Annotated in this window: 19 protein-coding genes and 1 pseudogene; 9 read left to right on the top strand and 11 right to left on the bottom strand. The window is 69.0% G+C overall.

What is annotated here, in order from left to right; genetic code table 11:
- Positions 1–6 precede the first annotated feature (6 nt).
- The 5 genes from ACFXI3_RS17370 to ACFXI3_RS17350 all read right to left on the bottom strand — a co-directional run bounded on the left by ACFXI3_RS17370 (position 7) and on the right by ACFXI3_RS17350 (position 4,646).
- The gene (locus tag ACFXI3_RS17370; protein WP_378400342.1) at positions 7–1,044 is read right to left on the bottom strand and encodes an NAD(P)/FAD-dependent oxidoreductase; all 1,038 of its coding nucleotides are present in this window, start codon (positions 1,042–1,044) and stop codon (positions 7–9) included.
- 65 nt (positions 1,045–1,109) lie between these two features.
- On the bottom strand, positions 1,110–1,571 hold the full coding sequence (locus tag ACFXI3_RS17365) for a GNAT family N-acetyltransferase (RefSeq protein ID WP_378400340.1): 462 nt from the start codon (positions 1,569–1,571) through the stop codon (positions 1,110–1,112).
- 84 nt (positions 1,572–1,655) lie between these two features.
- A complete protein-coding gene (locus ACFXI3_RS17360) occupies positions 1,656–3,236 on the bottom strand; it encodes an ABC-F family ATP-binding cassette domain-containing protein (protein ID WP_378400338.1) in 1,581 nt (526 codons plus the stop codon).
- 158 nt (positions 3,237–3,394) lie between these two features.
- Positions 3,395–4,042: a class I SAM-dependent methyltransferase gene (locus ACFXI3_RS17355; protein WP_378400336.1), complete on the bottom strand. Its 648-nt coding sequence runs from the start codon at positions 4,040–4,042 to the stop codon at positions 3,395–3,397.
- A gap of 40 nt (positions 4,043–4,082) precedes the next feature.
- Positions 4,083–4,646, bottom strand: a complete 564-nt coding sequence (locus ACFXI3_RS17350; RefSeq protein WP_378400334.1) for a class I SAM-dependent methyltransferase — start codon at positions 4,644–4,646, stop codon at positions 4,083–4,085.
- Positions 4,647–4,735: 89 nt separating this feature from the next.
- On the opposite strand from ACFXI3_RS17350, the gene ACFXI3_RS17345 reads away from it, so the two are divergent.
- The gene (locus ACFXI3_RS17345; RefSeq protein ID WP_378400332.1) at positions 4,736–5,314 is read left to right on the top strand and encodes a helix-turn-helix domain-containing protein; all 579 of its coding nucleotides are present in this window, start codon (positions 4,736–4,738) and stop codon (positions 5,312–5,314) included.
- On the opposite strand, the gene ACFXI3_RS17340 is transcribed toward ACFXI3_RS17345, so the two are convergent.
- Positions 5,304–6,266 (bottom strand): sigma-70 family RNA polymerase sigma factor, encoded by a 963-nt coding sequence (locus ACFXI3_RS17340; RefSeq protein ID WP_378400330.1) that lies wholly within the window; start codon positions 6,264–6,266, stop codon positions 5,304–5,306. The genes ACFXI3_RS17345 and ACFXI3_RS17340 overlap by 11 nt on opposite strands.
- Positions 6,267–6,328: 62 nt before the next feature.
- Here ACFXI3_RS17340 and ACFXI3_RS17335 point away from each other — a divergent pair, with 62 nt between their 5' ends.
- From ACFXI3_RS17335 to ACFXI3_RS17320, 4 genes are all read left to right on the top strand, one after another.
- Entirely contained in the window at positions 6,329–6,937 is a 609-nt protein-coding gene (locus ACFXI3_RS17335; protein WP_378400328.1) for a maleylpyruvate isomerase family mycothiol-dependent enzyme, read from the top strand.
- Between the two features lie 70 nt (positions 6,938–7,007).
- Complete coding sequence (trpB, locus tag ACFXI3_RS17330; RefSeq protein WP_378400326.1) at positions 7,008–8,165, top strand: tryptophan synthase subunit beta; 1,158 nt, start codon at positions 7,008–7,010, stop codon at positions 8,163–8,165.
- On the top strand, positions 8,162–8,875 hold the full coding sequence (gene trpA, locus ACFXI3_RS17325; protein WP_378400324.1) for a tryptophan synthase subunit alpha: 714 nt from the start codon (positions 8,162–8,164) through the stop codon (positions 8,873–8,875). Before trpB ends, trpA begins: the two co-directional genes overlap by 4 nt.
- A gap of 40 nt (positions 8,876–8,915) precedes the next feature.
- Positions 8,916–9,650 (top strand): GntR family transcriptional regulator, encoded by a 735-nt coding sequence (locus ACFXI3_RS17320; RefSeq protein WP_378400322.1) that lies wholly within the window; start codon positions 8,916–8,918, stop codon positions 9,648–9,650.
- On the opposite strand, the gene ACFXI3_RS17315 is transcribed toward ACFXI3_RS17320, so the two are convergent.
- Entirely contained in the window at positions 9,624–11,177 is a 1,554-nt protein-coding gene (locus ACFXI3_RS17315; RefSeq protein ID WP_378400320.1) for a PucR family transcriptional regulator, read from the bottom strand. The two genes, ACFXI3_RS17320 and ACFXI3_RS17315, sit on opposite strands and share 27 nt — an antisense overlap.
- Positions 11,178–11,299: 122 nt before the next feature.
- Here ACFXI3_RS17315 and ACFXI3_RS17310 point away from each other — a divergent pair, with 122 nt between their 5' ends.
- The 3 genes from ACFXI3_RS17310 to ACFXI3_RS17300 all read left to right on the top strand — a co-directional run bounded on the left by ACFXI3_RS17310 (position 11,300) and on the right by ACFXI3_RS17300 (position 14,852).
- On the top strand, positions 11,300–12,781 hold the full coding sequence (locus tag ACFXI3_RS17310) for a CoA-acylating methylmalonate-semialdehyde dehydrogenase (protein WP_378400318.1): 1,482 nt from the start codon (positions 11,300–11,302) through the stop codon (positions 12,779–12,781).
- A 13-nt stretch (positions 12,782–12,794) separates the two neighbouring features.
- Positions 12,795–14,150 (top strand): aspartate aminotransferase family protein, encoded by a 1,356-nt coding sequence (locus ACFXI3_RS17305; RefSeq protein WP_378400316.1) that lies wholly within the window; start codon positions 12,795–12,797, stop codon positions 14,148–14,150.
- A gap of 102 nt (positions 14,151–14,252) precedes the next feature.
- Positions 14,253–14,852, top strand: coding sequence for a MarR family winged helix-turn-helix transcriptional regulator (locus tag ACFXI3_RS17300; RefSeq protein WP_344271174.1), 600 nt, complete (start codon positions 14,253–14,255; stop codon positions 14,850–14,852).
- Positions 14,853–14,967: 115 nt separating this feature from the next.
- Here the strand turns inward: ACFXI3_RS17300 and ACFXI3_RS17295 are convergent.
- From ACFXI3_RS17295 to ACFXI3_RS17285, 3 genes and pseudogenes are all read right to left on the bottom strand, one after another.
- Positions 14,968–16,416 (bottom strand): annotated as a pseudogene (locus ACFXI3_RS17295) (catalase).
- Between the two features lie 120 nt (positions 16,417–16,536).
- On the bottom strand, positions 16,537–17,202 hold the full coding sequence (locus ACFXI3_RS17290; protein WP_344271172.1) for a response regulator transcription factor: 666 nt from the start codon (positions 17,200–17,202) through the stop codon (positions 16,537–16,539).
- Entirely contained in the window at positions 17,203–18,381 is a 1,179-nt protein-coding gene (locus ACFXI3_RS17285; RefSeq protein WP_378400313.1) for a sensor histidine kinase, read from the bottom strand.
- A 170-nt stretch (positions 18,382–18,551) separates the two neighbouring features.
- Between ACFXI3_RS17285 and ACFXI3_RS17280 the strand changes: the two genes are divergently transcribed.
- The gene (locus tag ACFXI3_RS17280; protein ID WP_344271167.1) at positions 18,552–18,782 is read left to right on the top strand and encodes a hypothetical protein; all 231 of its coding nucleotides are present in this window, start codon (positions 18,552–18,554) and stop codon (positions 18,780–18,782) included.
- A gap of 13 nt (positions 18,783–18,795) precedes the next feature.
- On the opposite strand, the gene ACFXI3_RS17275 is transcribed toward ACFXI3_RS17280, so the two are convergent.
- Positions 18,796–20,115 (bottom strand): APC family permease, encoded by a 1,320-nt coding sequence (locus ACFXI3_RS17275; RefSeq protein WP_378400311.1) that lies wholly within the window; start codon positions 20,113–20,115, stop codon positions 18,796–18,798.
- Between the last annotated feature and the right edge of the window lie 649 nt (positions 20,116–20,764).

Raw genomic sequence — 20,764 nt, 5'->3', positions numbered from 1 at the left:
CCAAGTCTAGGCACCCGCCGGCCACGAGTACCGGCCCGCGCGATCTCGCTCCTGCGTCAGCCATCGCACGCTCATCCGGCAGATCGTCTCCTTGACGAGCCCGCCTGCCCGGCCGTCGATCGCGAGCGCACGCTCGGTGTCGTCCGGGTGCAGGAACTGGACGCGACCGCGTCCGCTGCCGAGATCCGTGCATTGCAGCACGTAGCCCATCCGGAACTCCTCCCCCGCCCGCCCTTCGCGGCGCGCGGTGATGACGTCGGCGGCGTGCGCGCCCATCGGCAACGCGGTCGCACACGCGGCGCGGAGGTAGTTCGGCGCGCCGAGATGCACGGCGTCGCCCGCGCCGAGGATGTTCGGGTGGCCCTTCACCGTGAGCTGCTCGTCCACTAGCAACCGGCCGAATTCGTCGACCGGCAGCCCCGAATCGGCGGCAAGGCTCGGCACGGTGAACCCGGTGGTGTCCACGACGAGCCCGTCGAGCTCAGCCGGGTCTACGCGGCCGACCTCGATCTCGACTCCTTGTTTGGCGAGAAACCGCAGGTGCGCCTGGATCGCTCGCCGACCAGGGGCGGTGGAGACCAGCTTGACCGCGCGCCCGGCCTCGCGCAGCGCTCCGGCGAGCTCGACCCCGGTCAGCCCCGCGCCGACGATGGTGACCGGAGCGTCCGGCGCTTCGGCGAGGGCTGCTCGGAGCCGGTCAGTCTCGTGCTCGGAGACGATCCGGTAGGTGCCGTTTTGGTCGCTGGCCCCGGATCCGATCGCGTAGACGAGGGTGTCGTAGGGCAGGTTCTCGCCGGAAGCCATCAGGATCTTCTCGTCGCCGATCCTGGTCGCGGTGTCCTGAATGACCTCGACGGCGGGGTTCAGCACGGTGTCGAGATCGAGCCGGGCGTTTTCCCGGAGGCCGGTTGCCACGCGGTGGAGCCGGATCCGCTCGACGAACCACGCGTTCGGCGTGACCAGCACCACTTCCTCGCCGCGTCCGGCCAGCCGGTTCGCTGCCATGACCCCGGCGTATCCCGCGCCGAGCACTGTCGTCGTCATGCTGTCCTCCTCCGCTTCGGGTCTTTCAGCGGATGGACACCGCCCGCGGAAAATCTGTGACAGCTTCAGAGCCGGCGGGACAGGTAAGCGCTGTTCGGGTCGTCTCGGTAGCTGCCGAACGGCGCGCACGGCGTGAAACCCGCTCGGGTGTACAAGGCGCGGGCCGGGGCGAAGAAGTCCATGCTTCCGGTTTCCAGGGAGATGCGCTCGATGCCGCGGTCTTTGGCGTCCCGGAGCAGGTGGTCCAGGAGCGTGCGAGCGATGCCTTGCCCGCGTCGCGCGGGGTCGGTGCGCATGCTTTTCAGTTCCTCGTGCCGAGGTTCCAGTGCCGCGAGGGCCGCGGTGCCGACGACGCGGTTGTCGGCTTGGACGGTCCAGAGCCTGATGCCGGGACGCTGGAGTGCGGCCAGGTCGAGGGCGTGCCGGCTCTCGGCCGGGGAGGTGGGGGCCAGATCGTCCAGGTGCGCCTGCAGGAAGGCGTGAAGCTGCGGGTCCGCGAAGTCGGCTCGGGTGATCTGCAGAGGCATGGTGCCGAGCCTGCCCTGCGGATGTTTCGCGGTCGTTGCCGCCCGATGTGGCGTTGAGCGCACCCAACGCCGCATCGGAGCGGTTCAGAGCGCCAACCGCGGCCAGGAAGCCTTGTCGCGCAACAACTGCCGGTCGTGTGTGGCCACCACCACCGCGGCCGGGGTCTCGCTCAGGGCGGCGGTCAGCTCGTCGACCAGCGTCGCGGACAGGTGGTTCGTCGGCTCGTCCAGCAGCAGGACCTGCGGCCGCGCGGCCAGCACTAACGCCAGGTCCAGCCGCCGCCGGGCTCCGGTCGACAGCTCGGCGATCGGACGGTGGCGGTCGTATCCGCTGAGCAGGCCCGGGTCGGCCGAGCCTGGGAACCGTTGTTCGAGCAGCTCGGCGGCGGTGCGGCGCGCGGGCAGGCCGGATTCCTGGCCCAGCCAGCCGATCCGTACCGACCTCGCGGGCGTGACCGTGCCCGACGTCGGCTCCAGCGCCCCGGCCAGCACCGCCAGCAACGTCGATTTTCCCGCCCCGTTCGGGCCGGTGACGACGAGCCGGTCCGCACCGCCGAGGGTCAGATCGACCGGGCTGTCCAGCCGCCCAGCGACGGTCACCCCGGCCGCCCGAAGCGCGACGGTTCCTTGGTGCTGCGGTAATTCCGGCATGGCGAACCGCGACGGCGGCGGCGGGACGGCCACCACATGCGCGTTCAGGTCCTCCTGCCGACGGTGGACCGCGCGGACCAAGCCAGGCGCCCGAGTCGCGCGGCTGTGCTTGCCGTGGCCCTTTTCCGGACGCCAGTTGTCGCGCAATCGGTTCTGTGCCGCGGAAAGCTCGTCCGCCAGCCGCTGACGTTCCGCGAGTTGCTCGGCGTGCAGCGCCTCCCATCGGGCCCGTTCGGCCTGCCGGGCCTCGACGTACGCCGAATAGCCGCCGCCGTAGCCGCGCGGGCGGCCGTCGCTCGACGGGTCGAGGTCCAGTACAGAGGTAGCGACATCGGCGAGCAACGCACGGTCGTGGCTGACCAGCACGACCACGCCCGGGTACGCGCGCAGCCGCTCGGTGAGGTGGGCGAGACCGGAGGCGTCGAGGTGGTTGGTCGGTTCGTCCAGCAACAGCACGGAATGCCCCGCGCCGAGCAGGCACGCCAGCCGGACTCGGTGCCGTTGCCCGACCGAGAGTGTCCCGAGTGGACGGTTTCGATCGTCGACCGCATTCAGCGCGGCCAGCGAAACCTCGACCCGCCGGTCCGCGTCCCAGGCGTCGAGAGCTTCGGCATCCGAGAGAGCTGTGGCAAAAGCGTCGTCTGCGCCGGGTTGCTCTTCAGCGAGCGCGGTCGTCGCGGCTTCCAAGCGGGCCAACGCATTTCGTACCGCAGCCAGTTCGAGGTCGATCAGATCGCCGACGGTTTCCTGTTCTCCCAAGGGAATCTGCTGATCGGCGACCCCGAACGTGCCGACGCGGCGAACCTCGCCATGGTCGACCGGCTGAGCCCCGGCCAGCACGCGCAACAGGGTGGTCTTGCCGCGCCCGTTCTCGCCGACAATGGCGACCCGGTCGCCGGCCGCCGCGACGAGATCGACCCCGGCGAGCACCGGACGTCCGCCGAAGGCGACGTGCACGTCGGACAGTCGGACGTGCGCCGTGCGCACGAGCGCAGGCGTAAGCGGAGATGTCATGAGGAAATGCCTCCGAAGAAACGTGATGAACAGCAAGGACGAGGGCCGGTGCCGCGAACGCGCGCGGACCGGTGGAGGCGGTCATCCCTCAGAGGTAGAACTGGTGCTGTATCACGATCGCCAGGGTAAAGATCTTCCCGGCGGCGCGCATCCGAATTTCATCGCGCGTGGGCTCGGGCCGCCAGCACGATCGGGAGCGGAGTGCCGGTCTCGGCGAAGCGGTCGAGAGTCAGACCTGCGTCGAGGAATCCGTTCAGCAGTTCGGCCAGCGGCCAGTGCGTGGCACCGACCTTGTCCCGGATTCCCTGATCGGTCCACGATTCCTTGGTCCAGTGCCCGTCGAGGTAACCAGGGCGGACGACCACCGCGGCCGGATCGCCGCGGTCGGCGAATCCGCCGCAGAAGCACGGATGGACGCCGACGTGCACGAACACCCCGTCCGGCCGCAGCACCCTGGTCACCTCGCGCAGGACAGCGAAATACGCGGGCATGTCGGTGTGCACCAGCACCGCGACCACCGCCGCGACGCTGCTGTCCCGAATCGGCAGCCGCGCGGCGTCGGCCCGCGCGATCGGCAGCCGGGCGCGAGCATGCCGCAGCATCCCGCCGGACAAGTCAACGCCGACCGGAGTCCAGCCCAGCTCCCGCACCAGGCCAGCGCGCACGCCGGTGCCGCAGCCGAGCTCGAGGCACACGCCGCTGCCCTCGCCGAGAAGACCTCGCAGCGCTTCAGCACCGGGGTTCACCAGCTGGGCACGAAGGAATTCTTCCTCGTACCAATCCGCGATCTCGTCATAGGCCGCCACCGCTCCAGTGCACTCCCGAACCGGGTCTGGCCGCCACCGATTACGCGTTCGGCGAAGAAACCTTGCGGGCACAGAAGATCGTGTCGTGCAATTCCCCGCCGGGAACCTTCCGCGTCCGGCTTTCGGCGACCGTGATCACCCACTGCTCGGCGTCCAGACCAATGTCGTGGACCGTGATCGTCGACTCCGGCGGATGCAGCTCCCCATGGTGGTGCCCCACCACCAGCAACGTCCCGCCCGGCGCGACCCACTCCGCCAACCGCTCGAACAGCGGCCCGGCAGCGTGCACGTAATGGGTGGCGACCAGGTCGAACTGCCCCGGCGGGGTCCATTTCAGCAGGTCAGCACACACCCACTCGACCGCACTCGACCGTTCGCGTGCGTGCCGCAGCACTTCCTCCGACAGGTCGACCGCCGTCACCCGCCATCCGTTCTCGGCGAGCCAGACCGCCTCGTTGCCCTCGCCGCAACCGGCGTCCAGCGCGCGTCCGGGAGCGAGTTTCCCTGCTTCCTCTACGAGCCGCGGATGCGGTCCGAGCCGCGCGTGCCCGGCGGCGCCAGCCCAGTGCTCGTCCCAATAGGACTGATCGAATGCGTGCGGCACAAGGAGTTCCTTTCCTGCTTCCTGGTACCACCTTGCAAACCCGCCGGCACGAATGGCAAGCAATCTTGCCAATCTGTCAAACTCGGAGGATGGACGACGACCAGGCCCTGGACGCAGTCGGCCCCCGGCTGCGCGAACTTCGCCGCAAACGGGAGGTCACGCTCGCCGAGCTGGCCGAGCGGACCGGTATCGCGGCCAGCACGTTGTCGCGCTTGGAGTCCGGCAACCGGCGGCCCACCCTGGAACAGCTGCTGCCGCTGGCCCGCGCGCACGGCGTGACCCTCGACGAACTGGTCGACGCCCCGCAGACCGGCGATCCGCGTATCCACCTCCGCCCGATCAGCTGCGCCGACGGCGTGACGATCCTGCCGTTGACGCGCCGTCCGGGCGGGATCCAGGCATACAAATTCATCCTGCCCGGGCAACGGAAAAAGCAGGAGCCCGATCCCAAAACACACGAGGGTTACGAGTGGACCTATGTCCTCAATGGACAGTTACGGCTGGTTCTCGGCGAGCACGACATGACTCTTTCGCCCGGCGAGGCAGCGGAATTCGACACCCGGGTGCCGCACTGGTTCGGCGCGGCTTCGGCGGCACCGGTCGAGTATCTGTGCCTGATCGGACGGCAAGGGCAGCGCGCGCACGTCCGGGCGGCGCCTAAGGCATGACCGACGCGGGCAGCCCGAAGGCCGGGAAATGCTCCGCGCCGAGGAACGACGTGAGGTCGCGGATCCGGTCGCCGCGCAGGGTCAGGACGGTGATCGACCATGCCTCGTGCGGGAGAGTCGCCGAACCGCCGAGGTAGAAGGCCACCGCGGGCTGGGCGTTCGCGCTGGTCAGCCGGAAGCGCCAGCTCGGGCAGCGCGTCATCGGGACCTGGACGGCGAACTCCGTCACGGCGTCGCGGCCGCGGTACCAGTGCGGCAGCGGCGGCATCGACCAGGTGACGTCCTCGGTCAGCAAGCGCACCAGGCCGTCGACATCGCCGCTGGTGAGGGCAGTCGCGAAGCCGGTCACCAGTTCTTGGAGACGGGCGTCGCCGAGGGTGCGGAGCGTCTGCTGCTGAGTGCGCGCGGGGACGTGGGCCGAGAGGGTCCGGCGGGCGCGGGCCAGGGCGGAGTTCACCGAGGTCACCGACGTTTCCATCATCGCGGCGATCTCGGCGGCGGAGAACCCGAGGACGTCGAACAGCAGCAGCGCCGCCCGCTGATTGCCCGGCAGGTGGCGGCACGCGGCGACGAAAGCCAACTCGACCGCCTCGCGTTGTTCGTAGCTCGCCGCAGGAAAGTCGGGGCACGGGCCGAGCCAGGCCACGTCGGTGCGCGGGGCCTCGAACACGACTTGTTCGCTCGACGGGCCAAGGTCAACCGGCAGCGCGCGGCGGCCGCGTTGCTCGATGAGGTCCAGGCAGGTGCGCGTGGCGACCGTGTACAGCCAGGTGCGCAGCGCGCTCCGGCCCTCGAACCCGGGCAATCCGCGCCACGCTCGCAGCAACGCCTCTTGCACGGCGTCGTCGGCGTCGTGGATCGAGCCGAGCATTCGGTAACAGTGCGCACGCAATTCCGCACGCAACGGGGCCACCGCTCGGGTGAACGCGGCTTCGGAAGAAAATTCCGCCACGACCGACGATTCTGCCTCATCCGGCCGGTCTCACCTGGCAACCACGACCAAGGAGAACCGGAATGACCGCCACCTGGCCACAGATCCACGCCGAACGCGCCGCGCTGGCCGACGACTTCGCCGACGTCTCCTGGAGCACGCCTTCGCTGTGCGAAGGACTCTCCGTCCGGGAGGTGCTGGCCCACCTCACCGCGGGCGCGTCGCTCACGCCGATGCGCTGGATGGCGGGCGTGCTCCGCTGCCGGTTCGACTTCGATCGGCAGGTCGCGATGCGGTTGGCCGAGCATCTCGGCGACAGCCCGGCCGACACCTTGGCCCGCTTCCGCCGGGTCGTCACCAGCACGACCAAACCGCCGCTGCCGGTGGTCGCGATGCTGGGCGAGATCGTGGTGCACGGCGAGGACATCCGCCGTCCGCTCGGGATTCGCCGTGCGCACCCGATCGACACCCTCACGACGGTGGCCTGCTACTACCTCGGTTCCGACCTCGTCGTGCTCGCCAAAGGACGCGTCCAAGGCCTCCGTCTCGTAGCGACCGACAGTGACTTTTCCGGCGGCGCGGGACCGCTCGTGTCCGGCTCAACGCTCGCACTGATCATGGCGATGACCGGCCGTTCCCCGTATCTCGACGACCTGGACGGCGATGGCGTCGAGATTCTGCGGCAGCGCTGAGGGGCTTGCACTCCGCCGCCGAGAGTTCTATAACTGTGGAGACAGTTATAGAACTCTAAGGAGATGCCCCATGCGCACCCCGACCCGGAAAGGACGCTTCGGGGAGTACGGCGGGCGCTGGGTGCCGGAATCCCTGGTGCCCGCCTGCCTCGAAGTCGCCGACGCGTTCGAGAAGGCCTGGGTCGACCCCGGCTTCCGCGAGCAGCTTCAGGCAATGCTCGCCCGGCACGTCGGCCGGCCCACGCCGCTGACGCCCGCCGATCGGTTATCCGCCGAACTCGGCGTGCGCGTCGTGCTGAAGCGGGAAGACCTCACGCACACCGGATCGCACAAGATCAACAACGCGGTCGGCCAGGCGCTGCTCGCGCGGCGGATGGGCAAGCGGCGGCTGATCGCCGAGACCGGGGCCGGAATGCACGGCGTCGCGACGGCCACCGCGGGCGCGCTGCTCGACCTGCCGGTCACGGTATTCATGGGCGAACAGGACGTCGAACGCCAGTCGCACAACGTGTTCCGCATGCGCTACCTCGGTGCGGAGGTCGTCCCGGTCTCGAGCGGCAGCCGCACGCTCAAAGACGCGACCAGCGAGGCGATGCGGCACTGGGTCAGCTCGACCGAGGAGGCGCACTACTGCCTCGGCTCCGTCGTCGGGCCGCATCCGTATCCGTGGATGGTGCGGGAATTCCAGCGCGTGATCGGCGAGGAAGCCCGAGAGCAGTACGCGGCGATCCCGGATTTCGTCGTCGCGTGCGTCGGCGGCGGGTCCAACGCGGCGGGCACTTTCGCGGGATTCGCCGACACCAGCGCACGGCTGGTCGGAGTGGAAGCGATCGGCGGATCGGGCGCGACATTCGGCCAGGCCGGAGTGCTGCACGGTTCGCGATCGCTGTTCCTGCAGGACGAACACGGGCAAATCCTCGAAGCCCATTCGATCGCGGCCGGGCTGGACTACCCGGGCGTCGGACCGGAACACGCACACCTGCGCGACCTCGGCCGGGCTCGATACGTCGCGGTCAACGACGAAGCAGCGGTCGCCGCGGCCTCGCAACTGGCTCGTACCGAAGGAATCATCCCAGCGCTCGAATCCGCGCACGCGCTTGCCTGGGTGGCCGAAGCCGCTGGTACTCCGGATCTTCCGGCGGGCTCGACGGTGCTGCTCACCCTGTCCGGCCGCGGCGACAAGGACATCGCCACGCTCATCGCCCGCTCCGAGGAGTCCCGCGCATGAAAACCGACCGCAAAATCCTGATGCCGTACATCACCGGCGGAGTTACTCCACAGTGGACTGAATATCTCCCGGCGCTGGCCGCAGCGGGCGCGGACGCGATCGAAGTCGGCATCCCGTTCTCCGACCCGACGTTGGACGGCGTGACCATTCAAGAGGCGTCGAACGTCGCGCTAGCCAACGGAACGACCCCGCAGAGTGTCCTCAATGCACTATCAGCGACCATAGTGGACGTTCCGATCATCGTGAGCACTTACGCCAACTTGGCCGTCCGCAAGGGTTTCTGCGCCGACCTGAAAGAAGCCGGAGTCGAGGGCCTGATCGTGCCGGATCTTCCCTTGGAGGAAGTACCCGCGATCGAGGACGAAATAGACCTGGCATTGCTGGTCTCCCCCGCGACGCCGGCCGACCGCGCGCAAGAGATCGTCGCGCGGAGCCGAGGTTTCGTCTACGCCGTCTCGTCCATGAGCACCACCGGCGAACGCGACCACCTGCCCGCCTCCGCGATCGACCTGGCCACCCGGCTGAAAAACGCCACCGACCTGCCAGTCCTCGTCGGCTTCGGCATCTCCCAACCCGCACACGCCGCCGAGGCCGCGCGCGTGGCCGACGGCGTGATCGTGGGCGCGGCGATCATGCGCCGGGTGCTCGACGGCGCTGGTCCGGAGCGGGTCGGCGAGTACGTCGCGACCCTGCGAGCCGCGCTGGACTAGAATCCGCTGGTCAAGCCAGACTGGACCAGAACGGACGCGCATGGCCCGATACCGAGCGATCGCCGCGGATCTCGCCGCGAAGATCCGCGCCGGGGAGTACGCGCCCGGTGCGGCCTTGCCGCCACAACGGGAGCTCAGCGCGTCCTACGGCGTCACGCTCATGACGCTCCGGCAAGCGCTGCGCGAGCTCAGCGACGAAGCCCTGATCGTGCAACAACCCGGCCGCGGCACCTTCGTGGCGTCCACACCAGCCTCGTACCAGCTGGGCTCCCTGCGCAGCTTCACCGAGGACCTGCGCGATCAGGGTTACGTCGTGCGCACCGAAGTCGTCAGTCAGTCTGTCCGGCGGCTGCCCGCGCGCGTCGCGGCTCGGCTGCAGGCTCGAGCCACCGATTCCGGCCTGCGCCTTGAGCGAGTGCGCGAGTTCGGCGGTCGCCGGGCAATCCATCAGGTGTCCTGGATCGCTCCCCCGCATGGAGAACGCTTGCGGGACACGGACTTCACCACGATCTCGCTCTACAGTGCACTGTCCGAACTGGACGTCGTGGTCGATAGGGCCGCCGAAACCATCCGCCCGGACGCCCTCGACGACAAGCTCGCCCGCCTCCTCGCCGAGCCCGTCAACACCCCGGTCCTGGTCAGCGAGCGCACCACCAGCACCCCGGACGGCACGATCGTCGTCATCGACCGCGCGACCATTCTCGGCAGCATGATGCACATCAGCACCGAACGCGCCGCCGATCGCCTCTCACTGCGTTGGGGCGCCGGAAGCTGAATCACGGTGCCCGTGCGCCAAAACCGCCAGGTGCAACGAAAGCCGAGTGTCCGGATCGGACAGATCCACCCCCAGCAACCGCTCCACCGTCGCCAACCGCGAATACGCCGCCGGACGACTCAAATTCACCGCCTTCGCGAACTCAGTCATCGAATAACCCGACTCGACAAACGCCCGCAACGTCCCGAACACTCGACCAGCCCGCGGCTCCGGCAACGTCAACAACGGCCGCAACTGAGCCTCGGTGAACTCATGCAACCGCGGATGCTCCCGCAACCACCACAACAACCCGCGCACCCCCAAGTCACCAGCCCGCCGAAGTCCAGGCGCACCAGGCGATTCGACGTCCGCGACATGCACCGCTTCCTGCAGCGCCGCCGGTAACTCACCGAGCCGGCGCACCGGCCCAGCCGCTCCGAAAGCCGCCGCCAACCCAGCTGGAACACCGGCAACCACCCGCTCCAGCAACGCTTTCTCCGCCGCCACCGAAGAACACGGGAACACCGCGGCCACCCGACCCTCGGCCAGCACTCCGCCGATCCCGTCGCTGGTCAGCACCGCGTCCAGCAGCGCCCGCTCCTGCCCGGCCCGAGCCGGACGGCACACCAGCACCGCGTAGTACGCCGCCGACGCCAGCCCCAACGCCCGGGCCCGCGCGCGGACCGAACCTTCGTCCGCACCATGCAACAGGTCCCGCAGCAAATCGCCCTGCGCTTCGATTTCCACCGACAGCGGCGAGCGTTCCAGCAACTTCCCGACGGTCAGCGCCTCGGCCGCGCGTTCGAGCACCATCCACGCCGCCGGCTGCTCCGCCGACCGAGCGGGCACGACCAGCCGGCCCCAGCGTTCGCGCGGCGGCCCGACCGGCGTGCACATCCAGCTCTCCGGACCGCCCACCTCGGTCGCCGCGGAAAACGGCACCCGCCGGGACCGGGCGGGCCAATCGCGCAGGAGAGACTCCGCCGAACCGACGCCAGCGAACGCGAGCGCCCGATGCGTCCGGTCCTCCAGCACGACCGGCAACCCGATCAAGTCCGCCGCGTGCGCGAGGACCGCGTCCGGTGCCTGCGAAGCCGAACCGACCGTGCTGAACGCCTCGTGCGCGCGCTCGGCCAGCCGCAACCGCTCGTAATGCGCGTTGACGATCCGGGCGTGCACGATCTCGGTCACCTCGATGAAGCGGACCGTGCTGCGCAGCTCCACCAGCGGAAATCGTGCGGCGCGAGCGGCCTGTACCAGAGCGTTGGGCACCGCCTTCAGATGCTGCCCCGGCTCCACGACCAGCCCGATCGCGCCTGCGTCCCGCAGCGACCGCACGTAGGCCACCGCGTCGAAGCCCGGCTCGGTGAACGCCCTCCCGATGGAGAGCACCAGAACGTCGCTGGTCAGCGTCCCGGCGACGTCGCTCAACTCGCTCACGTGCACCGATCGCACCGGCACGTCGACCGCGTCCGCCGCCGAGCGCACGACCGGCGACCCGGCGGCCATCACGGGCAGCTCGAGGACGTCTCGCAAGGTCAGGTGCACGACGTCAGCATAACCCGACGATCTGTAAAGCAAGGACCCGTCAATCCGACGATTCGTCGGTTACCCGCGACCCGTCCGGGAGGGACCCTCAGAGGGCGAAGACCAGGAAGAAAGGTGGCTCGATGAGCGATTCCGTGCCGACGCTGTCCCAGTGGATCGCCGGCGGTGAGGCAGCAGGCGCGCCGGACGGCTACGGGGACGTCACGAACCCGGCGACCGGGAAGGTCACCGCGCGCGTGCCGCTCGGCTCGGCCGCGGACGCCGAGGCCGCGTTCCCCGCCTGGCGCAAGACTTCCCTGGCGAGGCGCAGCCGCGTGCTGTTCCGGTTCCGCGAACTGCTCGACGCCCGATCGTCCGAACTCGCCGCGATCATCACCGCCGAACACGGCAAGGTGCTGTCCGACGCGGCGGGCGAGGTCGCGCGCGGCCTGGAGGTCGTCGAGTTCGCCTGCGGGATCCCGCAGCTGCTCAAGGGCGCGGCGACGGCCAACGCGTCCACCGACATCGACGTCACGTCGCTGCGCGAACCGCTCGGCCCGGTCGCGATCATCTCCCCGTTCAACTTCCCCGCCATGGTCCCGATGTGGTTCTTCCCGATCGCGATCGCCGCCGGGAACACCGTGGTGCTGAAACCGTCGGAGAAGGTCCCGACCGCCGCGAACTGGCTCGCCGAGCTGTGGCGCGAAGCGGGTCTGCCCGAAGGCGTGTTCAACGTGTTGCACGGCAACAAAACCGCGGTGGACGCGCTGCTGCACAGCCCAGACATCGAAGCGGTCTCGTTCGTCGGATCGACCCCGATCGCGCAGTACGTCTACGAGACCGGCACCGCGAACGGCAAGCGCGTCCAGGCGCTCGGCGGCGCGAAGAACCACATGGTGGTGCTGCCTGACGCCGACCTCGACCTGGTCGCCGACCAGGCAGTCAGCGCCGGTTTCGGGTCTGCTGGCGAACGCTGCATGGCGGTGTCGGTGGTAGTCGCGGTAGGCGACGTCGCCGACGCGCTGGTGCCGCGGATCGCCGACCGCGCGAAGACCCTGGTGACCGGCGACGGCACCCGCGGCTGCGACATGGGTCCGCTGGTCACCGAAGCGGCGAAGGACCGGGTGTCCGGCTACATCGCCGCCGGTGCCGAAGCAGGCGCGACGCTGGTGCTGGACGGCCGCGAGGGCAAGTTCGACGCGGACGGCAACGGATTCTTCGTCGGGCCCACGGTGTTCGACCACGTCCGCCCGGACATGCCGATCTACACCGACGAGATCTTCGGCCCGGTCCTTTCGGTGGTCCGCGTGGAGACGTTCGCCGACGCGATCGAGCTGATCAACGCCGGACCGTACGGCAACGGCGCGGCGATCTTCACCAACGACGGCGGCGCGGCCCGCCGGTTCTCCGCCGACGTCGAGGCGGGCATGGTCGGCGTGAACGTCCCGGTGCCGGTCCCGGTGGCCTACCACTCGTTCGGCGGCCGGAAGAACTCGCTGTTCGGCGACACCCACGCGCACGGCGGCGAGGGCGTGCACTTCTTCACCCGCGCCAAGGTCGTCACCACCCGCTGGCCGGGCCCCGAACAGGGCGGGCTCGACCTCGGCTTCCCGCAGAACGTCTGAGAAGGGATCTGCGATGGACACTCAGTCGGCAGCAGCCCGGCACCTGTGGATGCACTTCTCCCGCATGGGAAATTACCAGGACTCGCCGGTTCCGGTGATCACCCGTGGCGAGGGCGTGCACGTGTGGGACGACCGCGGCCGCAAGATTCTCGACGGGCTGGCCGGGCTTTTCGTCGTGCAGGCCGGGCACGGTCGCCGGGAGCTCGTGGAAGTCGCCGCACAGCAGGCGAACGAGCTGGCGTACTTCCCGATTTGGGGCTATGCCACGAAACCGGCGGCGGAACTGGCCGAACGGCTCGCGCATCTCGCGCCGGGCGACCTCAACCGCGTCTTCTTCACCACCGGCGGCGGCGAGGCGGTCGAGTCCGCGTGGAAGGTCGCGAAGCAGTACTTCAAGCTGACCGGAAAACCCGGCAAGCACAAGGTGATCAGCCGCGCGGTGGCCTACCACGGCACCCCGCACGGCGCGCTCGCCATCACCGGCCTGCCCGCGATGAAGAAGGACTTCGAACCGCTCGCGCCGGGCGGCTTCCGCGTGCCGAACACCAACCTGTACCGGCATCCGGAGTTCGCCGACGACCTCGAAGCGTTCGGCCGCTGGGCCGCGGACCGGATCGAAGAGGCGATCCTGTTCGAGGGCGCGGACACGGTCGCCGCGGTCGTGCTCGAACCAGTGCAGAACTCCGGCGGCTGCCTCACCCCGCCGCCCGGGTACTTCGAACGGGTGCGGGAAATCTGCGACCGGCACGACGTGCTGCTGGTCGCCGACGAGGTGATCTGCGCGTTCGGGCGGCACGGCACGACGTTCGCCAGCGAGAAGTTCGGCCTCCAGCCGGACCTGCTGACCTGCGCCAAGGGGCTGAGCTCCGGCTACAGCCCGATCGCCGCGCTGATCACGTCGGACCGGGTGATGGAACCGTTCCTCGGCGCGGGAGTCGGCTTCCCGCACGGCTACACCTTCGGCGGGCACCCGGTGTCGGCCGCGGTCGCGCTCGCGAACCTCGACCTGATGGAACGGGAGGGGCTCAACCAGCGCGTACTGGACAATCAGGGCGCGTTCGAAGCAACCCTCGGCAAGCTGCTTGACCTGCCGATCGTCGGCGACGTCCGCGGCGACGGCTACTTCTGGGCCGTCGAACTGGTCAAGGACAAAGCGACCCGCGAGACGTTCAACGCCGACGAGCGGGAACGCCTCGTCCGCGGCTTCCTGCCGGGCGCGCTGTTCGACCGCGGCCTCTACTGCCGTCCAGACGACCGGGGCGACGTGGTCGTCCAGTTCGCCCCGCCGCTGATCGCCGGGCAGGCGGAGTTCGACGAAATGGAGCAGATCCTTCGGGACGCGCTGCTGGAGGCGCAGAAACTCGTCTGAGCCAACTGGCGAGGGAGGGGGCCGGGGCCGTGTGGTCCCGGCCTTCTTCCGTGCCGTCGCTTATCATGAGCGCCAAGGAATCCTGACCGCGAGGCGGCGCGCATGCCCGAGCACGAACCCGGCCTCGACCGCCGGCTGGCCGACGCCGTCGAGCGGCTCGGGAACGGCCTGCGCGCGCTTTCCCAGCGCAGCGCCCGCACGCAGGGCCTTTCGCCGCTGCAACAACAGGCGGTGCTGTCCCTGTCCCGCCAGCCCGCGACGCGGCGCGAGGTGAACACACTGGCCGCGGAGTTCGACGTGACCACGCCGACGATGTCCGACGCGGTCAGCACGCTGGAACGCAAGGAACTCCTCACGCGCTCACCGGGTTCGGACGGACGCCGCCGCCTCCTGACTTTGACCGACCGCGGCTTCGAGGTCGCTGCCTCGCTGTCGGCGTGGGATCAGCAACTGGTGCGGTCGCTGGCCGCGGTGCCGGAACCGGATCGGGCCACCACACTGAATACGTTGTTGCGGGTGATCGCGGATCTGCAGCGCGACGGCGCGATCAGCGTGGCCCGGGTGTGCACGACGTGCCGGTTCTTCGGGCGGGACGAACATCCCGACCCGAGGGCTCCGCACCACTGCCACTTGATGCGGAAACCCTTGGCGCTGACCGAATTGCGCACCGACTGCCCCGAGCACGTGCAGGCACCCGCCTGACCCCCTGCCAACAACTGCGCCACTGACCGTCTGTGAGGGAACCCTGAGGGACTCAGAGTCCCTCAGGGTTCCCCTCACGGACAGCGAAGCCGGCGGCGAACGGAGCCGGAGGGGGTCAGAGGGCGCCGATCGCCTCGCAGGCCTTTCGTACGCCGGCGCCGTAAGCTGGATCGGCCTTCGCGCAGTTGTCGATATGCCGCTCGACCGTCTCCCTCCGCGCGCCCTTGATCCCCCGCGCGGTGTTTTCGAAAAGCCGCTGCCGCGCGCCGTCGTCGAGCAGCCGGAACAGGTTGCCGGGCTGCTCGAAGTAGTTGTCGTCGTCCTCGCAATAGTCGAACCGGTCCGCGACCGCACCAGCGGCCCCCGCGGGCTCGGCGTACTGCGGCTACTCCGCCCACCGCCCGAAGGAGTTCGGCTGCACCCCCGGCACCCCGCCCTGGTTGCCGTCGACCCGCATCGCGCCGTCGCGGTGGTAGGTGTTCACCAGCGCCGCCGCGTGCGGGCAGTTGACCGGGATCTGGTGGTGGTTCACGCCGAGCCGGCAGCGAGTCGCGTCGCCGTAGGAAAACAGCCTGCCGTGCAACATTTTGTCCGGGCTGACCGAGATGCCCGGCGCCAGGTTGGCCGGGGTGAACGCGGCCTGCTCGACGTCGGCGAAGTAGTTCTCCGGATTGCGGTTCAGCTCCAGTTCGCCGACCTCGACGAGCGGGTAGTCCTTCTTGCTCCACACCTTCGTCAGGTCGAACGGGTGGAACCGGTAGGTCGCCGCGTCGGCCTCCGGCATGAGCTGCACATACAGCGTCCACTTAGGATAGTCGCCGCGCTCGATGGCCTCGTAGAGGTCGCGCTGGTGCGATTCGCGGTCCTCGCCGATGAGCGCGTCCGCTTCCCCGTCGGTCAGGTTCTCGATGCCCTGCTGGGTGCGCAGGTGGAACTTCACCCAGTGCCGCTCGCCCGCGTCGTTGATCAGGCTGAACGTGTGCGAGCCGAAGCCGTGCAGGTGCCGGTAGGTCTTCGGGATGCCGCGGTCGCTCATCACGATGGTGATCTGGTGCAGCGCCTCGGGAAGGTTGGTCCAGAACCCCCACTTGTTCTCCGCGTCGCGCAGGTTCGTCCGCGGGTCGCGCTTCACCGCGTGGTTGAGGTCGGGGAACTTCAGCGGGTCGCGGTGGAAGAAGACCGGCGTGTTGTTGCCGACCAGGTCCCAGTTGCCTTGCGACGTGTAGAACCGGACGGCGAACCCGCGGATGTCGCGTTCGGCGTCCGCCGCGCCGCGTTCCCCGGCGACGGTGGAGAACCGCACGAACGTCTCGACCTCGTTGCCGACCTTGCTGAACAACGCGGCCCTGGTGTAGCCGCTGATGTCGTGGGTGACGGTGAACTTGCCGAAAGCACCGGATCCCTTGGCGTGCATCCGCCGTTCCGGGATCACCTCGCGGTCGAAGTGCGCGAGCTTCTCCACCAGCCAGAGATCCTGGAGCAGCACCGGCCCGCGCGCACCGGCGGTGAGGCTGTTCTGGTTGTCGGCGACCGGCGCGCCTGCCGCAGTGATTCGCTTCGACAAACAGCGTAAATTACCCGGTCAGTCTATTCCCGATAGACCGATTCGCATTCCATCAGCGAACACGCTCTCATTTCCGAATACCTGCGCGCGTGCGGCTTGTCGCGAAGATTTGCGCACTGCTCACTCCTCGCTGTCGCGCACCACCAGCGCGATCTGCACCCGATTCACCACACCCAGCTTCGCGAACAGACTGCTCGTGTGCGCCTTCACCGTCGCCACGCTGATGTGCAGCCGTTCCCCGACCTCGGCGTTCGACAGCCCCTCCGCGATCGCCCGCGCGGTGTCCCGTTCGCGTTCGGTCAACGCGGCCAGCCTCGCCTGCGCCGCCTCCCGCGCGGTACGCCGGGTCTCCGACGAGCGCGGCCCCATCGCCGCAGTGATCAACCTGCTGGTGGCGGCCGGGGACAGCGCCGGGTTGCCGTCCGCGACCGAGCGCACCGCGGCCAGGATGTCCGGCGGCGGGGTGTCCTTGAGCACGAACCCGAGCGCCCCGGCCCGCAGCGCGCCGAGCACCATCTCGTCGGAGTCGAAGGTGGTCAGCACCAGGATCCGCGGCGGGTCCGGCCAGCTGAGGATGGCCTCGGTCGCGCTCAGGCCGTCGCGGCCGGGCATCCGCACGTCCATCAGCACGACGTCCGGCCGGATCCGGCGGACCTCGGCGATGGCGGCGTCGCCGTCCGCGGCCTCGCCGGCGACCTCCAGGTCGGCTTCGCCGTCGAGCATGAGCCGCAACGACATCCGCACCAGCTGATCGTCGTCGACGATCACCACCCGCACCCGGTCCACTCACTCGCTCCCTTCGCCGCGGGCAGGCCACGGCAGCCACGCGGTCAGCACGAACCCGCCGCCGGGGTCCGCGTGATGGTCAAGTTCACCACCGGCGAGCTCGACCCGCTCGGACAGCCCCAGCAACCCGAACCCCGCCGACGGCGGTGCCTTCTCGCCCCTCGCCGCGCCCGAATCCCGCACGGTCACGCGCAAGCCGTCGCCTTCCTCGCCCTCTACTGTGACACGCACTTCCGCGCCAGGTGCGTGTTTCCCGGCGTTGGTCAGTCCTTCTTGGACGATCCGGTACACCGTGCGGGCAAGCAGATCCGGCGGCGTACCGATGGATTCCGGGGTGTAAGCGACGTTGACCCCGAGCGCCCGGGCGTCCGCGACCAGCGCGGGCAGAGTCGCGAGCGACGGCTGCGGCGGCTCGAGCCCACCCGGACTCGCCCGCAGTACGCCGAGCACCTCCCGCAACTCCTCCAACGCCTGATGCGCGCCGTCCGCGATCCCCTTGGCCAGCAGCGACACCTGGTCAGGGTCCAGATCCGTCCGATGCCCCAGCACCCCGGCCTGCATCGCGACCAGCGAAACCCGATGCGCGAGGACGTCGTGCATCTCGCGCGCGATCCGGTGCCGCTCGACGATCCGCGCCTCCGCCGCCCGCGCGACCTGCTCGCGTTCCGCACTCTCCGCACGTTCCCGCAGCGACTGCAACTCCTCGCGCCGCGCCCCGATCGCCGCCCCGACCGCCACGACGATGCCGGTGATCAGCACGATGAACGCCACCGACAGCCACCAGGGGTCGGGATCGGCGCCGCGCGGGTAAATCCCTTCGGTGACCGCTCCCGTCGCGATGCAGGCGAACCCGATGAACGCGGTCTCGAGCGGCCGTCGCCGGGTAGCGAGCGACCCGAGCACGAGCAGCGCCGCACCACCCGCGGACGACGACACCGCCGAGACGATCACCACCCCAGTCGCGATCGAAAGCGGATACTTCCGCCGCCACAACGTCGCGACCAGGCACCCGACGCCGATGATCGGGTCGCCGAAGAGCAGCCACCCGATCCGCGGGTCCTCAGAGCCTTCCGGCAGCTGAGCGGCCACCGCGAACCAGGCGAACGCACCAAGCAGCGCGGCTACGACCAGCCGCCACCCCTGCTGCCACGGCTTGAGCCTGACCTGCGGAACGATCACCCACCCATCTTCGCCGATCCGCCCGCCCCGTGCAGCCGCCCACGGCACAGCGCCGCTTTAGACCAAAGTCGTAACCCTCGACTTTGGTCGGCCCCGGTTCGCTCCGCAGGTCCGATGCGTGTTGTGGGCGCGACCGCCACACTTGAGCCACCACGAGTTAGGGAGAACACATGAGCAAGGGCGGCTACACGGCAGTGCAAACGGTCGGCATGGTGATCACAGTCGTATGCGCACAAGCCGCGATCCGCAGTTTCTTCGACCACGACGCACGCCAACTGTGGGGCGCGTTCGATTGGGTCCCCGGCGGATGGACCGGTCAGCTCATCGCCTTATTGGCGCTGACGCTCGTCGGAGTTGCAATCGCCAGCTGGGGCGCCAACCGGGCCAAGACGAAAAGCTGAGTCCACTAGCGACTCAATGCACTTCAGGCCCCAACGCCGCATACGTTTCCGGTCGCCTCCGTCGCAAATAGACCGCCATCGCGAGCCCAGCGACAATCAGAATCGGCAACAACCACGGCAACAGGCCAATCCACGCCGCGTCCGACCCAGCCATGGTCGGAAAGTTCAGAACAGCAAGCACAATCACGCCGATCAACCCGGCCCCGCCCAGTCCCGGCGCAATGAACGTGCTCCACCAATGCGGATCCCGCCGCTGCCGGAAGAACACCACCACCGCGATCGACGCCATCGCCTGCAGCACGAGGATCGCCAACGTCCCGAACCCGGTCATCGACGACGTCAAGAACGCGACCGGGTCGAGCCCCAGCACCGCGAAGATCGCCGCCACCACGGTAGCGAACCCGATCTGCGCCGCGCTGGCGTTGCGCGGCGTACCAGAAACCGTGCGCCCCAACGCCTTCGGCAACACACCGTCCCGGGCAAGCGCGTAGATGTAGCGACTGGCGGAGTTGTGCAACGCCAGCAACGCGGCGAAAAGGCTGACCACCAGCAGAAGTTGCATGACATCGGTGAGCGCGGTCCCTAGAACGTCCTGCGACGTAGCAAGCAACAGATCGCCCGCCGCAAGATGGTCCTGCGCCACCGATTTCGCGTTCCCCACCCCGATCGCACTCACCAACGCCAACGACGTGACCGCCGCGAACACGCCAATCGCGATCACCGCGATATAGGTCGCACGAGGCACCGACTTGTTCGGGTCGCGCGCCTCCTCGCTGAACAACGCAGTCGCCTCGAACCCGATGAAACACGTGGCAGCGAACAACAATCCCAGCCCGATCGACCCCGACGTCACGACCGCGGGCGACAACGCGCTGAACGAGTACCCGGACTTCACCAGCACCGCGACGTCGAACACGACCAAAATGCTGACCTCAAGGATCAACGAAACGGCCAGCACCTTCGCCGAAACGTCGACCCCGCGCCGGCTCAGCAAAAAGACCGCCACCACCGACAACCCAGCCCAAAACTCCCACGGCACATCAAGATGAAAGACCCGGTTGACGACACCCCCCGTCAACGCACCAGAGGTCCCGACGGCCCCCGCCACGAAGCAGTTGTACCCAGCCAACGCAACGAACGCCCCGGAAAGCCCGGCCGGCCGCCCCAGCGCCGCGACAAGATACGCGTAGAACCCGCCGGCATTGGACACGTACCGGCTCATCCGCGCATACCCGATGCCGAACAACAACAGCACAACCCCAGCGATCAGGAACGACGCGGGCATCCCGCCGCCATTGCCGAGCGCGATCCCCAGCCCCGCGATGACAACCATCCCCGTCAACGGCGCGACGGCCGCCAGCACGAGAAACGCGATCCCGCCAGTCCCGAGCGCATTAGCGCGAAGCCGCCCCCCCGACGGCCTCCGGTGTCGACTGCTGTGCCATCCCAGGCCTCCTGATCCACTGCGAGGCTCCCGTTGCCCCGCAGCGCCCCAGTGTGCTTGCTCGACGCCCGATCGCCTTGTCGTCGCAGGCAGAGGTCTTGGCAATCCGCGCACCCCGCCCCCTTTGGTTCGCGCGTTCCGTGAGGGCCACCTTCACGGACTCAGAGTCCCTCAGGGTTCCCCTCACGCCCAGCAGTGGTCCGTGAGGGACCCCTTCACGGACTTAGATTCCCTCAAGGAGCCCTTCACGGACCCCGCCCGCTCGCCTCCGCGATCTGCCCCAATGAAGCGTCCGGTGCGTCCCACGCACCCAACGCGGCGTCCGGTGCGTCACATGCACCCAACGCCACATTGGGGCGCAAGCCCCGCCTCACTCACCAAACCGCCGCCGATGCACCCACCCATGGAGGCACCCACCCCGCCCCCAACCCCGATACGAAGCCTCCTCTGCGGTTCGGGGGTGCTTGGCAAGGCATCTTTCCCGCCTTGACAAGCACCCCCGAACCGTCAGGGCAATAAAACTGAGGGGTGGTGGCCC

It is taken from the genome of Amycolatopsis sp. NPDC059235 (genome assembly GCF_042754125.1).
In the GTDB taxonomy this organism is placed as follows: domain Bacteria; phylum Actinomycetota; class Actinomycetes; order Mycobacteriales; family Pseudonocardiaceae; genus Amycolatopsis; species Amycolatopsis albidoflava.
Note: the sequence above shows the minus strand (reverse complement) of the source record. Positions and strands in the feature narration are given on the sequence as shown.